Annotated in this window: 14 protein-coding genes and 1 riboswitch; of the genes, 4 read left to right on the top strand and 10 right to left on the bottom strand. The window is 58.9% G+C overall.

What is annotated here, in order from left to right; genetic code table 11:
* Positions 1 to 7: 7 nt before the first annotated feature.
* The 5 genes from DW925_RS07965 to DW925_RS07945 all read right to left on the bottom strand — a co-directional run bounded on the left by DW925_RS07965 (position 8) and on the right by DW925_RS07945 (position 4,109).
* Positions 8 to 1,108 carry an ATP-binding protein gene (locus DW925_RS07965; protein ID WP_117655631.1) on the bottom strand — a complete coding sequence of 367 codons (1,101 nt, stop codon included), beginning with the start codon at positions 1,106 to 1,108 and terminating at the stop codon, positions 8 to 10.
* 111 nt (positions 1,109 to 1,219) lie between these two features.
* Positions 1,220 to 1,819 (bottom strand): tRNA (cytidine(34)-2'-O)-methyltransferase, encoded by a 600-nt coding sequence (locus DW925_RS07960; protein WP_117757295.1) that lies wholly within the window; start codon positions 1,817 to 1,819, stop codon positions 1,220 to 1,222.
* 95 nt (positions 1,820 to 1,914) lie between these two features.
* Positions 1,915 to 3,045, bottom strand: a complete 1,131-nt coding sequence (locus tag DW925_RS07955) for a GTP-binding protein (RefSeq protein ID WP_117790772.1) — start codon at positions 3,043 to 3,045, stop codon at positions 1,915 to 1,917.
* An 86-nt stretch (positions 3,046 to 3,131) separates the two neighbouring features.
* Entirely contained in the window at positions 3,132 to 3,473 is a 342-nt protein-coding gene (locus DW925_RS07950) for an arsenate reductase family protein (RefSeq protein ID WP_022093957.1), read from the bottom strand.
* A 12-nt stretch (positions 3,474 to 3,485) separates the two neighbouring features.
* Complete coding sequence (locus tag DW925_RS07945) at positions 3,486 to 4,109, bottom strand: flavodoxin family protein (protein WP_117790771.1); 624 nt, start codon at positions 4,107 to 4,109, stop codon at positions 3,486 to 3,488.
* Positions 4,110 to 4,443: 334 nt separating this feature from the next.
* On the opposite strand from DW925_RS07945, the gene DW925_RS07940 reads away from it, so the two are divergent.
* Positions 4,444 to 4,764: a DUF3784 domain-containing protein gene (locus DW925_RS07940; protein WP_117635527.1), complete on the top strand. Its 321-nt coding sequence runs from the start codon at positions 4,444 to 4,446 to the stop codon at positions 4,762 to 4,764.
* 283 nt (positions 4,765 to 5,047) lie between these two features.
* Here DW925_RS07940 and DW925_RS07935 read toward each other — a convergent pair whose 3' ends face one another.
* Both DW925_RS07935 and DW925_RS07930 read right to left on the bottom strand, forming a co-directional pair.
* Positions 5,048 to 6,577, bottom strand: a complete 1,530-nt coding sequence (locus DW925_RS07935) for a diguanylate cyclase domain-containing protein (RefSeq protein WP_117790770.1) — start codon at positions 6,575 to 6,577, stop codon at positions 5,048 to 5,050.
* Positions 6,578 to 6,704: 127 nt separating this feature from the next.
* Positions 6,705 to 9,422: an EAL domain-containing protein gene (locus DW925_RS07930; protein ID WP_117790769.1), complete on the bottom strand. Its 2,718-nt coding sequence runs from the start codon at positions 9,420 to 9,422 to the stop codon at positions 6,705 to 6,707.
* Positions 9,423 to 9,741: 319 nt separating this feature from the next.
* On the opposite strand from DW925_RS07930, the gene DW925_RS07925 reads away from it, so the two are divergent.
* Positions 9,742 to 10,611, top strand: coding sequence for a patatin family protein (locus DW925_RS07925; protein WP_199577065.1), 870 nt, complete (start codon positions 9,742 to 9,744; stop codon positions 10,609 to 10,611).
* A 162-nt stretch (positions 10,612 to 10,773) separates the two neighbouring features.
* Here the strand turns inward: DW925_RS07925 and DW925_RS07920 are convergent, their stop codons facing one another.
* The 3 genes from DW925_RS07920 to thiM are packed head-to-tail and all read right to left on the bottom strand — an operon-like array spanning position 10,774 to position 12,650.
* Positions 10,774 to 11,469: a thiamine phosphate synthase gene (locus tag DW925_RS07920; RefSeq protein ID WP_117790768.1), complete on the bottom strand. Its 696-nt coding sequence runs from the start codon at positions 11,467 to 11,469 to the stop codon at positions 10,774 to 10,776.
* Positions 11,466 to 11,807: a thiamine-binding protein gene (locus tag DW925_RS07915; RefSeq protein WP_233540261.1), complete on the bottom strand. Its 342-nt coding sequence runs from the start codon at positions 11,805 to 11,807 to the stop codon at positions 11,466 to 11,468. The genes DW925_RS07920 and DW925_RS07915 overlap by 4 nt, the downstream gene beginning before the upstream one ends.
* Positions 11,808 to 11,810: 3 nt before the next feature.
* Positions 11,811 to 12,650 (bottom strand): hydroxyethylthiazole kinase, encoded by an 840-nt coding sequence (gene thiM, locus DW925_RS07910; protein WP_117790767.1) that lies wholly within the window; start codon positions 12,648 to 12,650, stop codon positions 11,811 to 11,813.
* 51 nt (positions 12,651 to 12,701) lie between these two features.
* Positions 12,702 to 12,812, bottom strand: a riboswitch (TPP riboswitch).
* 163 nt (positions 12,813 to 12,975) lie between these two features.
* Between thiM and DW925_RS07905 the strand changes: the two genes are divergently transcribed.
* Both DW925_RS07905 and DW925_RS07900 read left to right on the top strand, forming a co-directional pair.
* Positions 12,976 to 13,884: an HAD-IIB family hydrolase gene (locus DW925_RS07905; RefSeq protein ID WP_117790766.1), complete on the top strand. Its 909-nt coding sequence runs from the start codon at positions 12,976 to 12,978 to the stop codon at positions 13,882 to 13,884.
* 10 nt (positions 13,885 to 13,894) lie between these two features.
* Positions 13,895 to 14,791 (top strand): LysR family transcriptional regulator, encoded by an 897-nt coding sequence (locus tag DW925_RS07900; protein WP_117636881.1) that lies wholly within the window; start codon positions 13,895 to 13,897, stop codon positions 14,789 to 14,791.
* The last annotated feature ends 70 nt before the right edge of the window (positions 14,792 to 14,861 follow it).

Here is a 14,861-nt window from a genome sequence, read left to right as displayed (position 1 = left end):
TTGATGCCTATTTCACGCATTGAGCGGCGAGATAGTCGCGGAAGAACGGTAATTCAAAAGCGACGATACCGCGCCCGCGTTCCCCAATAATGCCTGCGTCTATCATGCGGCGTCGGTAGCGGGAGACCTGTTGCGGCGAACGCTTAAGGCGCCCGACAAGGTCGGCGGTGGTGGACTCTTCCTCGTCATCGAGCATGGCGATGAGGAATCGCTTGTCCTCTGCAGTGAGTTCCCGATAGGTCGCCGCGAGGATCCGGTCGTCCATTTCGTCGCGTGCGATTTTGATTCCCTGGTCAAAGTCGCGAGACGATATTTCTCTCGAGTTGCTCGTGAGATCCCAGGCGCGGTAACCCACAAGCTGCAAAAGGAAGGGAAAGCCCGAAATCGAGCGAACGGCCTTATCGATTCCCTCGGCATCCGCCAAACGGTCGTTTTCCTGGATCGTTCGGATCAAGGCCTCGCGTACATCGTAGTCGGCGATACGCCCCAGATGATATTGCTGGGCGCGACGAAGGAACGAGACCGTCTTGTGGTTCAGCAACGTCGAGACGTTGTTAGGAAGTCCCGCCATGAGTAGGGCGACGCGTTTCCCATCGGTCACAAAGTGCTGATACGTGGCTGCGAGCTGGATCATCTCGTCGAGCGTCGGGTCGACCTCATCAACCGTGACGAGCAGACCGGTGCCCGTTTCGTTGAGCTGGTCGATGATGTCGCTCATGCGATAACGCCAAGTCGAGGCATCGTGAACGCGATTGACCTCGATACTGCCGAATGGTGCAATTCCGAGACCGGTGACTTCGAAGTTGTTAGACGGGTCGATGAGATGGCCTGCAGCACGTTTCGCCCCGAACTCGATTTCCTCAAGCATTCCCGAGAGCGCGGTCGTCTTTACGGCTATCCAGCCGTGGGATTCTGCCCTTGTCGCGAGCGACGACATGAGAGCGGTTTTACCGGTTCCACGCGCACCTGAGAAGATCGAGGTCAATTCCGGGCGTCTACGCTGGCTCAAGAAGGCACGGTCCAAATCCCGAATAATCTGTTGTCTGCCGGCGAGATGGGCAGGAACCTCACCAAAACTGGGGGTAAACGGGTTCTCGAGATATTCCACAAGGCTCTCCTTTCACATCGCCGTTTAACTCCATTTTATTCTAGTTAATTCTGGTTAAAAGCGACGGCTCGTTATTTGGTGCATCAATGTGACAAAGGGACAGTCCCTTTGTCACATGCCAGGAAAGCCTGTCTGGCGGAGGGCCTCGTAGAGGACGATGGCGGCGCTGTTGGAGAGGTTGAGGGCGCTGATGCGGTAGTCGTCCGGGTCTACAAAGTTGCCGCAGATATCCTGCCGAAGGATGGCCTCGTGGCTGTCCTCGGTATGCCCTAGCGATTCCTCGTGGGCTTCCCATGTCTCGGCGTTGTCAAGCGAATCGCAATCGCGCAGCATCGGGATGCGCTCGCAGCGCTCGGACTCCGCGGCAAGCAGTGGCTCGGGGATGCCTGAGCTCTCGCTGCCAAAGACCAAGTAGTCGCCGTCGCGGTAGGTGCTTTGCGCATAGGTGCGGCGTGCCTTTTTGGTCAGCAGATGCAGGCGCTCGTCGGCGGGGGAGAGGCCGTTGCGCGCAAGGAAATCCTCCCAGCCGGCATAGGTCGTCACGTCCAAGTTTTGCCAGTAGCCCAGGCCGGCGCGACGCACTGTCTTGTCGTCGAGCGAAAACCCCAGCGGCTCCACCAGATGCAGGCGGGTACCGGTAACCACGCAAGTGCGGCCGATATTGCCCGTATTGGCCGGAATCTCGGGCGCATACAGCACAATGTTGAACATGAATCTCCTTGGCTCAGAACGAAAAACCACCACGAAGGGCACCTTCGTGGTGGTTTGGCGGTTACGTAGGCGGAAAAATACTCGCTTGGATAAACCTAGGCGCGGTGCCAGTCGGTCAGGCAGGCATCGAGGGAGGCGATGAGTGCGTCCTTGTCCATGTGACGGCCGATGATGCACAGGCTCGTCATGCGGTCGCCCGTCTCGTCGTCCCAAATCTGCATGATTTCGGGATTCTCGTCGATGATCTTCTGCTTCTCGCCCTCGGGCGCGGAGTCAACGAACAGACCGTTCTCCATCAGGCGCATCTGGTGGCCGGCCTGCTCAAACATGTAGCACATGTCCGGATCGCCGGTCTGCCACAGCGGGCCCTTGACGCGAATGACCTCGTCGGGCCACTCCTGCTCAACAAAATCGGTGAACTTCTGCAGGTCAAACGGCTTGCGGCGCGAGTACACAAAAGTCTCGATGTCGTACTCGAGCACCTCGGGGTCGTCGTGCTCCTCGGGATGCTCCATGGCCTCGATCCAGGCGGCGGAGTTGTAGGCGCGCATAAAGTCGAAGCGGTCGGTGTCGAGCAGCTCCTCCATGGGGACCTCGCCGTTTTGAGCCTCGACAATCACGGCGTCCTTCTGCAGGCTGCGCACGATGGCTTTGAGCTCTGCGATCTGCTCGGGGGTGACGGTGTCAGTCTTATTAAGAATCAGCGTGGAGCAAAACTCGATCTGCTGGATGAGCAGGCTCTCGATGTCATCCTCGTCAATGTCCTCGGCCAGCAGGTCGCGACCGCCGTTGAACTCGTCGTACATGCGGGCGCAGTCGACCACGGCCACGATGTTGTCGAGCGCGAGCTTGGGCTCGCCGCCCACCTTGGCCTCGTCGCAGAAGCTCGAGATGGTGTAGGCGATGGGGATGGGCTCGCAAATACCCGAGGCCTCGATGATGATGTAGTCGAACTTGCCCGAATCGGCGATGCCCTCCAGCTGGTTGGCCAGATCGTCCGAAAGCGTGCAGCAGATGCAGCCGTTGGTGAGCGGGATGAGGTCGTCGGTCTCGGAAAGGCCGCCGTCGGCGATAAGGCTGGCGTCGACGTTGATCTCGCCGATATCGTTGACGATCACGGCGGCGCGGATGCCGCCGTCGTTAGCGAGGATGTGGTTGAGCAGCGTGGTCTTGCCGGCACCGAGGTATCCGGTAAGCATGATGATCTTCACGGGTTTGTTGGGCATGTGCCCTCCTTTGTTAGACATGGCTTACAGTTAAATCTTATGCCAAACGCCTGCTCTTATACCCACGCGCCGGCAAATAACACAGGCTACTCCCAGGCTCCCCATACATCGGGGCAATAACCGACGGTGGCCTTTTTGCCGTTGCGCACGATGGGTTCGGCCAAGACCTGCTGATTCTCGAGCAGTTTATCGAAGCGCTGACTGGGGGTGAGGTGCTGGATGAGCGCGAGCGTCTCCTCGTCCTTGGCCTTGGGGTTGAGTAGCTTGTCGATGCCGCCGACCGCCTGCATCACGCTCGTGAGCTCGCCCTTGCTCATCTCCTTTTCCTTAAGGTCAATAAACTGCACCTTAATGCGGCGCTCCTTAAAATAACGCTGTGCCTTCTTGGTATCGAAGGACTTCTTAGTCCCGAAGATTTGAATATTCATGGCCCCGCCGCTCTATCGAATGAAGTTGGTTGTTGCGCGATCGGCTTCGGGCGCGTTGATACCGGCGGCCTGACCTGCCTCGATGCAGCGCAGGAGCCAGGCCATGTTCTTGCCGATGTTTCGCATGGTGGCAAGGCCCTCGGCATCCCCATCGGCGTCGCCGGGCACGCGGCCAAATACGTTGTTCCAGTAGGTGGAGGCAACTACGGGCATTTGCTTAATGGTGAAGTACTTGTTGAGCACATCGAAGGTGGTCGACGTGCCGCCGCGACGGGCAACGGCGACAGCGGCGCCCGGCTTGTGCGTAAAGGCCTTGCTGCCTGCATAGAATGCGCGGTCGAGTGCCGAGAGGATGCGTCCGCTGGGATGTGCGTAGTAGACGGGCGAGCCAAAGACAAAGCCGTCTGCCTGCTCGGCAGCGGCAATCAGCTCGTTGACCACATCGTCGTCAAAGGTGCAGCGACCGCCAAGCTTGCCGCACTGACCGCAGCCGATGCAGTCGCGAATGGGCTTGGCGCCCAGCTGAAACATCTCGGCCTCGATGCCTTCGGCGTTAAGCTGCTCGGCGACCTCGGCGAGTGCGCGGGCCGTGTTGCCGTTTGCCTTGGGGCTGCCATTGACCAAAAGAACCTTCATCACAAACTCCCTCTGCTGTCGGTGACTTCTGCAGAGGATTATCGCACGAGCGGGCAGATGGCGTGGGGCACGGTGCCGGCCCCGAGGGCCCACGGCAGGCACGCTTACCAGGTACGAGCGGGATACGGTCCAGAGGATGTTGGAGTGCGGGGCCTCGTGCGAGCAGATTGTAAGGGGTCTGGGCGGGTCGCCCTCGATGGCGAGCTTTGAGGCCTTGGAAGGCGGGCTGCTGCGGCGGCTATGGTTTATACTAAGGCGGTTGCTATCGAGTAATTCATACTTGGTTTGATTCGATTGTGAATGCGTAACTAGGATGGAAAGCAAAGGAAACTCTATGGAAACAGAGGATGCTGTTTGCTTGATGACTTCGATTGCCTTGATTGTCCTTTCAATCCAATACCGAAGAGGAAGATGGCTCTGCTCAATTGCTGGATATGATGTCACAAAAAGGGAGAGCGAGATTGATATACGCCCTTACGCAAAGCTGATTTCTTCTGTGACGTTATGGATGGGGCTGCTGTTTTTCTTGTGGGCGGTAGAGGGCTGGGTACGCGATTGGAATACCAGCGTTTTTGAAGTTTTGGTTCTACTTCTGTTCAGCTTGGCCTCTTTGTCGTTCGTGCGGCTCGTTAGGTTTGTGTTTATGAGGCGATAGCCAGCGGAAGTGGCTGGACGACAAAATGGACCAATGCAGCCAATTGTCAATAGAATTTGATAGGCTTGGCTTAACAGATTTACTCGAGGGCATATCCGTGGCGGGGGATAGGTTCTATCTTGTTGAGCACTTATTTGCATCAGGCAAAGTAAACCAAGAGTATCGAAACGGTGCCCCGGGCCCCGGGAGGGACTGAGGGGACGTTCGGCTAACTGCGGGTACGACCTATTTGCCCAATGTGTTCGGTTGAGATCGGAAATTAACCATCATGCGCCCCATAACGCTAGTCCAGCTTGGTGCCCGGTACCTGCGGCGCCTCTTTAATCAGCGCATTAAGTTCGTTCAAAATGGAAACGGGCTGTCGGTCGACGGCGTCCAGATGAAGCGTCGCCACGCGAAGGGGCGGCTGATATTCAAATGGGCCAAGGAGCACGGGCGATCCCAAGAACCGTTCGATTTCGTCTGCAACCGCGTCGGTCTCTTCGGGATCAAAGTCGTCGAAGAGCGCCACGAACATCGGTCCGGTCGAACGGAACAGACGACCCTTGCCGCGCGAGCAATCCATGAGGCAGGCGGCGCTTTCTGCCAAAACGCGGTCGCCTGCATCAAAGCCAAAGCGGGCATTGACCTGTGCGATTTCGTCGATTTTAATGGCGATCAAGCCCGCGTTTCGTGCCACGCGACGCATCTCGCCAATGGCGTTGACCAGGGCGTGGATATCGCCCAGACCGGTCACGGAATCGGTCGTATCTGCCAAGCTTCGGTTGGTGACAATGCCCACATACATGTTGGGCTCGGTATCGGTGCCGTCCAGGCGGTAACCCGTGCAGTCGCAAAGCGCGTATTTTCCGGCGGTATTCATGACGCGATACTGCATGCAGTGGAAGTGCCACGTGCCGTTTACCACCATATCGAGCTCGGCACGTACGTTGTCGCGGTCCTCGGGGTGAACACGGGCAAGCCATATATCGAGCGAGTTGTAGGGATGCTGGGAGGGTAGGTCAAAATCGCGCACGGCATTAACCGACCATTGCGATTCGCCGGTGTCGAGGTTAATGATGAACGGATAGCGTGTCTCGGAGCTCATGGAGATCGCTTGGAACACCCGGTCGTTGCAGGGAAGCTGATCGACGATTGGGCGTTGCGGCGCGTCATTGTCTTTCGGTTGCTGCACACGATGCATAAGCTTATAGCGATACATCTTGCGATCGGCATCCATCGTCATCAAGCGACGCGTGTCGCCGGCAAGTGGATCGACGCGCGAGCAGCCAAAGCTAAAGCTGCCGATCATGGGCGCCTTGCCGCCTGAGCTCGCCTCGATCAGCCCGGCACGTACCTGCTCCAAGCGCTGCTCGAGTTCAGTCTCGTTTGCGGAAAGCGAGATGAGCACAAACTCGTCTCCACCGATACGGAACAGCAGGTCATCGGGCTCCATTGTCTCGGTGAGCGTGCGGCAGATGCTCAGAATATAGCGATTGCCTTCGGCGTGGCCAAACCTATCATTGCAATGTTTGAGATGGTCGATGTCAATATAGGCGCAGGTGAAGGGGTCGCCTTTGTGCCAGAGTTGCTCGACGTGACGGTCGAGTCCGCTGCGGTTGCCCAAGTTGGTGAGCGGGTCGATATAGGCGTTGCTCTCAAGCAGCCGGCGCTCTTGTTGCAGGATGGCATGCGTCTTTTGCAGTTGTTCGCCAACGGCGCGTAGCTCAGCAGGCAGCGCGGCAACATCGAGTTCGGCGGTCGAGATGCCATTCGCAAGTCGCTGAAGATAGGCAATAATCAATTGCTCGCCCAGGCGATATGGCTCGTTCATGATGGATAACCTCCTTGGGCGGAACAACGGTTTGTATCATATCCCCAATTTGGTTTGAATTGGGGATATAAGTAAGCTAATGGAGGCAAATTCCCCCTTCGGCGGTGGCGTTTTGCGTGCGAGCGTATCAGTTGTTATTGCCACCATCGAGCAATGCCTCAAAATCATTCGCCGGCATGGGGCGGTAGTAGAAGAAGCCCTGAGCGTAGCGGGCGCCCATCTGTCGTAGCATGTTCGCCTGCTCATTTGTCTCGACGCCTTCGACCACGACGGGCAGATGGAGTGACTGCGCCATCTCGAGCATCGATGACACAATCTGCGCGCTGCGGCCTTGATCGCGGTCGGTGGGCACAAAGGTGCGGTCGAGCTTGATGACGTCGACATTAACGTTCTTGAGCATCGCGAGCGTGGACTGGCCGGTGCCAAAATCGTCCATAAAGGTCGAGAAGCCGCGGGTGTGCAGGTCGGCCGTCAGTTTGTCCACGGCCTCGGACTCTCCCGTATAAGCCGTCTCGGTGATCTCGATACGCATGAGCTCGGGCGGTAGGTTGTATTGGGCGGCGAGCGCCCCCATATGTTCGGCAACGTCGCAGGCAAGGATATCTACGCGCGACACGTTAAGCGAGATTGGAACCACGCGAAGCCCTCGATCGATGCGCTCGCGCAGCCACGAGGCAACGCCCCGCCAAACGTATTTGTCGAGCGTCACCACAAAACCGCTTTCCTCGAGAGCGGGGATAAAGGTGACGGGTGAAATGAGGGAGCCATCCTTGTCAATCCAGCGCGTGAGCGCTTCGGCGCCAGTGATCTCGCCGGTTTCCATGTCGACCTGGGGCTGCAAGTAGTAGGTGATGCGGCCGTTTGAGAGCGCATACTGAAATTCGGTCAGCGTGCGGTGGAACGAGATTTCGCGCTCGTACTCCTCGGGGCGGAAAATGGCAATGCGCTCCTTAAAGTCGTTTTTTGCACGCCGATTGGTAAACATGGCCTTGGCCTGCGCATCGATGGTGATTTTCTCGTTGGAGTCGATGGGGTAGACGCCCATGGACGGCCAGAATCCCACGCCGTCATCATACTTGGCCACGGCCTGGCGAACGCGGCTATAGATCTGATGGACGGTGTCGTGTTCAAAGGGGATGAGTATGCAAAAGTCGTCTTGGCCCCAGTACCCTGCGACGCCCATGTTGGCATTCTCGATGTCCTTGAGGACCGTGCCCACATCGGCGAGCATGCGGTCGCCCTCGGCCTGTCCGTGCCATTCGTTGAACAGTCGCATGTGTCCCATATCGACGGTGGCGATACACCAGGCGCCGTTGCGCCTTGTCTCGAGAAATTCGTTGGCGCGGCGCATAAACTCGCTGGGTCGATAGAGACCCGTGAGCGAACCGATGCGTTCGGCGATGGCGCTTTTGCGCTCCACCTCGGGTATGGGGAGGCTGTCGTTGGGAACAAGCCCGCCGGTCGTGCGAATGCGACGGTCGAGTTCGCCTAAAACGGCGGCCGTTTGATTGGTCAGGTGCTCGTAAAAGGCCGGAACGACAAGACAGACGGGGGTAATGGTGTCGTCCGCGATTCGAACGGGAGCGAAAACGGCCTCTTTGAGATGTTGGATCAGTTGCTCGAATGCTTCGTGATCCAAATTGTTGCTAAGCACGACGAACTGGGCGTTGCGTGAGCGGAAGACGCGACTCCTGCCGCGAGTAATCGACAGCATGCGACCTGCGTATTCGGCGAGCATGTTGTCGACGGCCTCGGCCCCGTAGAGCTCGTTGAGCTTTGCCGTGCCGCGAACGCGCACTGCTATAAGCCCCGTCTTGCAATGGTCGCGACGGCAGGCATCGATAGCGTTGATCAGCGTGCGCTGCATTCCGAGGCCCGTGGCGGCGTCGACGGTCTCGGCAAGCGAGTGGTTGACGAGCTCGCCGACATAGAGCGAGGGGACATTTCCGTCGCCGTCGATACGAAACCCGCGAGCACGGCCGAGGATGTAGTCGCCGGCGGCATTGCGCACGCGGTACTGCATGACGTGGCGATGTTTGGAGCCGTCATAGATTTGGTCGATGTCGTTGGTATAGGCCTCAAGGTCATCGGGATGGACACGCGTTTTCCAGTAATCGTGGCAGTTGTCTATATGCTCCGAAGGAAGACCAAGATCGCGCAAGGCGCCTTGTGACCAAAGGGTTCGATGTTTGTCCAAGTTCTCGATAAAGAAATATCGGCCTTCGTTGAGCATCGAAAGGGCGTCGAAAATGCGATCGCTTATTTCGAAGTCGTCGGTGTGGGCTTGTGCGATATTGCGTCGATCAAGGTGCACGGCATGACGTAGCTTGTAGTCGTACATGCGATGGTCGGCATCGTTCGTCAAGCGATTGGGGGCTTCGCCCAGGGCGGGGTCGGCGTGTGCCACTCCGTAGCTAAACGAGTGAGGCATCTTGGAAGCGTTGTTTTCGAGCAGTACCGTTCGGCAGTGTTCCAGACGTTCGGCAAGGTCGTCCTCGGTCGCAATCGTAGATAGGATGGCGAACTCGTCGCCCCCCAGACGAAATGCCGCCTCGTCCACCTTCATATACAGTTTGAGATAGAGGCTCACCTGCAAGATATAGCGGTTGCCCTCGTCATGTCCAAAGATGTCGTTACAGTGCTTAAGGTTATCGATGTCGATAAACGCCATGGTCACGGGCAGTTCCTGCTCCCAGAGTTCCTCTAAGGAACGGGTAAAGCCGCCGCGGTTGCCAAGTCCGGTGAGCTCGTCGGTAAAGGCGGTCCTGATCAGATCGTCCTGACGCTCCAGAAGGTCACGGATGGTCTTTTCGAGCGTTTCGGTATTATTGCTGGCGTTATCCATACTGTAAGCGGCTTTCTGAGGTCGGGGCGGATTGCGTCGGGCGAGCTCGTTGTGCACATGCGTTGCTGCTCAACGCCTTGCGTGTTTCCAAGCCCCCGCCTTGCTGCGTCGTTGGGTTTATTTGTCGGTTCGTGCTCTCGGCTGATAACTACTGAGTAGTATAAACAAGTGTATGGAATTATGTAGGGGTGCCCATGTTGCGGGCGGCCATTATTCGCCAAACGGTAACGCGACGATGTTCGATGAAAATGCGACTGAGACGATATTTGTTGATGGGTATACTTGTTCCGTTTTAAAACGCAGGAACGGAGATGGTCGCATGGCACAGTCAAATATGACGAGCACGGTGGGGCTGGCGCTCGAGGGAGGCGGCTACCGCGGTATGTATACGGCGGGCGTGCTCGACGTTTGGATGGAGCACGGTTTGACCTGCGACCATATGGTGGGCGTCTCGGCGGGCGCGGCATTTGGCTACAACTTTAAATCGCGCCAGATCGGCCGCGCCATTCGCTATAACAAGGCCTATTGCGCCGACAAACGCTATGCGAGCGTGACCAGCTGGCTGCGAACCGGCGATATGTTCAATGCCGATTTTGCCTATCACGAGGTGCCCATCGAGCGCGATCCCATCGACCTGGAGGCGTATCGCGCCTGCCCCATGCGGTTTACGTGCGTGTGTACCGATATCGAGACGGGCAAGGCCGTCTACCACGACCTGCCCTATGGCGACGAGCGGGATATCGAGTGGATCCGGGCATCGTCGGCGATTCCCGTGGCGACGCGTCCTGTTGCCATCGAGGGTCGTAAGTACTTGGATGGCGGTGTTGCCGATTCCATTCCCAGCGCTTGGCTGTTTGAGCAAGGCTATGACCGCAACGTGGTGGTGCTGACGCAGCCGGCGGGCTTTGTAAAGCAGCCCAATAGCGTGATGCCTATGCTGCGTCGCGTGTATCGTCACTATCCGGAGTTTGTTGCGGCGCTTGAGCATCGGCACGAGGTCTACAATGTCACGCTCGATGACCTGGCGCGTCGCGAAGCCGCTGGCGAGATCTTTGTGGTGCGGCCGAGCGAATCGGTGAGGGTGCCGTCGCTGTGCCGCGAGCCCGATGAACTCGAGCGCATCTACCAGATCGGCCGTCGCGATGCGGAGGCGACGTTGCCCGCGCTGGAAGCGTATCTGGCGGGGTAGGGACTACGCCGGAAACTGCATCCCGTAATCAGCGTTCAGACTGGGACGCAGTTTCCCGCTGGTCCTCTATGCGGAAAGCGCATCCCAGAATGGACGTCCAAACTGGGATGCGCTTTCCGCTCTTGAAGATATGAGGCTGCGGAGCAGCCGCTCGGCATAGGTCTATGCTTGCTGCCAGGTATCGACGAGCTCCTCGGCTGCGGCGTAGGGGTCGTCGGCGCTGCAGACGGCGCTCACCACAAAGAAGCCGTCGACGCCGGTGGACTTGAGTTGCGGCAGATCGGCCGTCTTGACGCCGCCGCCCACCACAATGGGGACGGGGCTTGCCGCATGGAGGGCGGCCAGGTCCTCAAAGCTCTTGGTGATGATGGAGCCGTCGGCCGCACGTCCGCAGTCGCGCTTGGTTTCGGTCTCGTGGAGCGGGCCTACGCCCAGGTAATCGACCAGGCTCATGTCGGCGGTCTTGACGTACTCGAGCATCTCCTCGCAACGGGCCGAAAGGCCCACGATGGCATCGGGGCCCAAAAGTTTGCGGCAGACCTCGACGGGGATGTCGCTCTGGCCAACATGCACGCCGTCGACGGCAATACCCTGCTCGCGTGCGGCAAGTACGCAGTCAAGGCGGTCGTCGATCAGCAGCGCGACCTGCCCGGTTTTGCCGGCCTGAGCGATGGCCTGCGCGGCATCGCCCGTCAGTGCGATGATCTCGCGGGCGCTTGCCACCTTGGAACGCACCTGAATGCAGGTAAAGCCGGCGTCGAGCGCCTGGGCCACCACATCGCCCACGGGGCGTCCGAGGGTGTTTTCGGGGCCGAGTACCAGATAGGCCGAGATATCAAGGTTGTCGCGGATGCTCATTGTGCTTCCTCCTGCTTTTTGATCTGAGCTTCCATGCGCTCGAGCTTGCCAGTCATGCTGTCGGTAAATCCGGGTCGAATATCGGCCTTGAGCACGACTTCGGTGCGTATGCCCTTGCTCGCCAACACAAAGGTTGCGTCGCGCACGACCTGCATGACTTCGTCCCAGTCACCCTCGATCTCGGTGAACATCGAGGTGGTGCGGTTGGGAAGGCCGCTCTCGCGAATGACGCGTACGACCTCGGCGACCTCGGCGGACAGCTCGTCGCCGGTGCCGCACGGGGCGATGGCTACGGCGACGAGCGTGTTCATACCGGCATTGGTTGCGGGCTCGGACATGCCTTATGCCTCCTCGAGCTCGAGTTGGTTATCGGCAATGTCCTGGGCGGTCGCGCGGTAGAGCTCGTCGATAAAGGCGACCTTAAAGCTTGCCGGGGCATCGGCAACGGCGGCGGCACGCGTGCCGGCAACGTTGTAGGCGGCGGTGCCGCAGATGGCCGCCGTAAACGGTTCGGCGGCGCAGGCATACACGGCCAGCACGCCGCCCTGCGAGCAACCGCAGCCGGTGATTTTGGACATGAGCGGGCTGCCGCCGTGGGACTTGGCCACGGTCGTGCCGTCGGTAATCAGGTCGACTTCGCCCGAGACCACAACGGCGCCGCCGGTGTAGCGGGCGAGCGCCACGGCGGCGCCGCGGGCGGCGTCTACCGTGTCGGTGGTATCGACACCGCGCACGCGACTCAGATCGGCCGCTTCGCCCTCAAGGCCCCACAGGCCGGCGAGCGCGATAATCTCGGAGGCATTGCCGCGCACGATGGCGGGTTTGTACTGCTTGAGTTCGTTTACCAGTTGGGTGCGCAGGCTGCCGATGCCCAGGCCCACCGGATCGAGCACCCAGGGCTTGCCGGCGTCGTGTGCCGCCTTGGCCGCGCGGGGAATCGTCTGCTCGTAGATGGGGAAGAGTGTGCCCATGTTCAGATAGATGGCGCCGCCGCCGGCAACGAGCGCCTCGCCCTCGTCGGGCAGATAGACCATGGCGGCCGATCCGCCCACGGCGAGCTGCGCGTTGGCGACAAAGTCAATCGTCACCGTGTTGGTGATGGAGCCCGCCATCGGATTGTTGGCACGAATCTCCTCCACGGCCTTGACCACGTTTTGCTTGAGCTGTTTCGAATCGATCACTGCACATGCCTCCTTGGCATAGAAAAGGGGCGCTGTGCATAGACAGCGCCCCTAAAAAGGCGGCATGCTCCCTACGCCAGCATTAACTGACAGGTTCAAAGGATTGGGCCCCATGCCCTCTCAGCCTTGTGGTTTGCACCGCCGGCACTCCCGCATCGAATCTGTTGTTCCCTATACTAGCGCACCTGCCAAAAAGGGACAGGTTTATTTTGGCAGGTAACAACTGGGGCTTTGCGTTTTCCCAGATAAAACCTGCCAATATAAACCTGTCTCTTTTTGGCAGGTCGGTACAATAGACGGGATTAAGAATGACCGAGGGGGCCTTATGATTAAACTTGTGCTGACCGATATGGACGATACGCTGATTCCAGCCGGGCATGACGGCGCCAGCGACTACGCCATCGAGGGCATTCATGCCATGCAGGCGGCGGGTCTGCACTTTGGCCCGGTTTCGGGTCGCCAGCCCTCCGCGATGGGCTGGATGTTCCGCAATCGCGCCGAGTGCTTCTCGACCGGCGCGTTCTGCAACGGCCAGGTCATGTTTGTGGACGGCGAGGTGGTAGCCTCGCATGCGACCGACAACGCCGCCCTTATGCGCTTGGCTGACTACTTGGAGCAAGAGACCGACGATACGTATCTGAAGGTCTACGGCCTGGGTGATGACTTTTGGGGCAACGATGCCTATTGTGTGACGAGTGACCCCGAGCGCGTGCGCCGCGCCATGGAGTCGGGCGGCAACGCATGGCTCAAGGGCGAAGAGGCCCCGTGCCGTCCTGTCGTCGATGACGCGTCGGTGTTCAAGGCGAATATCTGGAGTGCTCGTTCGCGTGAGGAGCTCGCGGAGCTACGCGAGCGCGTTGCCGCTGAGGTGCCGGAACTCTCGCTCGTGTTTCCCAACAATCGTGTGCGCCTGTTCGACATTCTTCCAGCAGGTTGGGACAAGGGTTGCGCTGCGCTGGAGCTGGCGCGCGCTTTGGACCTGACGTCCGACGAGGTGGCCGTATTTGGCGATTCCGATAACGACCTGCCCATGATCGGTGCCGTCCCCAACTCCGTTACAGTCGCCAATGCCAACGAGGCCGTCACGGCTGCCGCGCGCTGGCATATCGGCGCTGCGGCAGACGATGCGGTTGCCGGGGCTCTGCATCAGATTGCCGCCTGCGCCGCGACGGGGGAGATGCCGTCGTTTATGCGTCAGGCAGATGCGGCGGGTTCGGGTTTCGCGGACGTCTAGGGAGGCCATCATGAAGCTTCAACAGCTCAGGTATGTCGTCAAAGTTGCCGAATGCGGCAGCATCACCGAGGCCTCGCGCCGGCTCTTTGTGTCGCAGCCTTCGATTACCGCGTCGATCCGCGATCTCGAAAACGAGATGGGTGTGCACATCTTTGAGCGCACCAACAAGGGTGTCATTGTGTCCGAGGAGGGCGAGACCTTCTTGGGCTACGCGCGCCAGGTGCTCGATCAGGCGGATCTGCTCGAAGGCAAGTACAAGGGCGCGTCCGAGCAGGTGCCGCACTTTAGTGTGAGCTGCCAGCATTATTCCTTTGCCGTTAATGCGTTTGTCGATGTAATCCGCGAGTTCGATGCCGCGCGCTACGACTTTACCCTGCGCGAGGAGCAGACCCACGAGATTATCGAGGATGTCGCGCACATGAAAAGCGAGCTGGGCATCCTATATCTGTCCGAGCACAACCGCGAGGTCATCGAGCGCATGCTGGTGGCCAACGAGCTCGTGTTCGAAGGGCTCTTCTGCGCCACGCCGCATGTCTTCGTCTGCGCCGACCATCCGTTGGCGGACCGCTCCAGCGTGACGCTAGAGGATCTGGAAGACTACCCGTTCCTGTCCTATGAGCAGGGCAGCTATAACTCGTTTTATTATTCTGAGGAGCTGACCTCGACCTTTGAGCGTCGCAAGAATATCCGCGTGCGCGACCGTGCGACGCTGTTCAACCTAGCTATGGGCCTTAACGGCTACACGGTGTGTTCGGGCGTGATTAGCCACGAGCTCAATGGCCCCGGTATTATCTCGATTCCGCTCGATGTGGACGAATACATGGAGATCGGCATTATCACGCGCAAGAACACGACGCTCACGCGCTATGGGCAGGCCTATATCGACGCGATTCGTCAGCACATCTAGACTGCTGCGTTCTGCGCGGGTCAAATCTCTTTATGGCAGTCCAAACTGATATAGGAAACATCTATATCAA

Source organism: Collinsella sp. AM43-1 (assembly GCF_003467925.1).
Taxonomy (GTDB): Bacteria; Actinomycetota; Coriobacteriia; order Coriobacteriales; family Coriobacteriaceae; genus Collinsella.
This window is presented reverse-complemented; position numbering and strand designations above follow the sequence as displayed.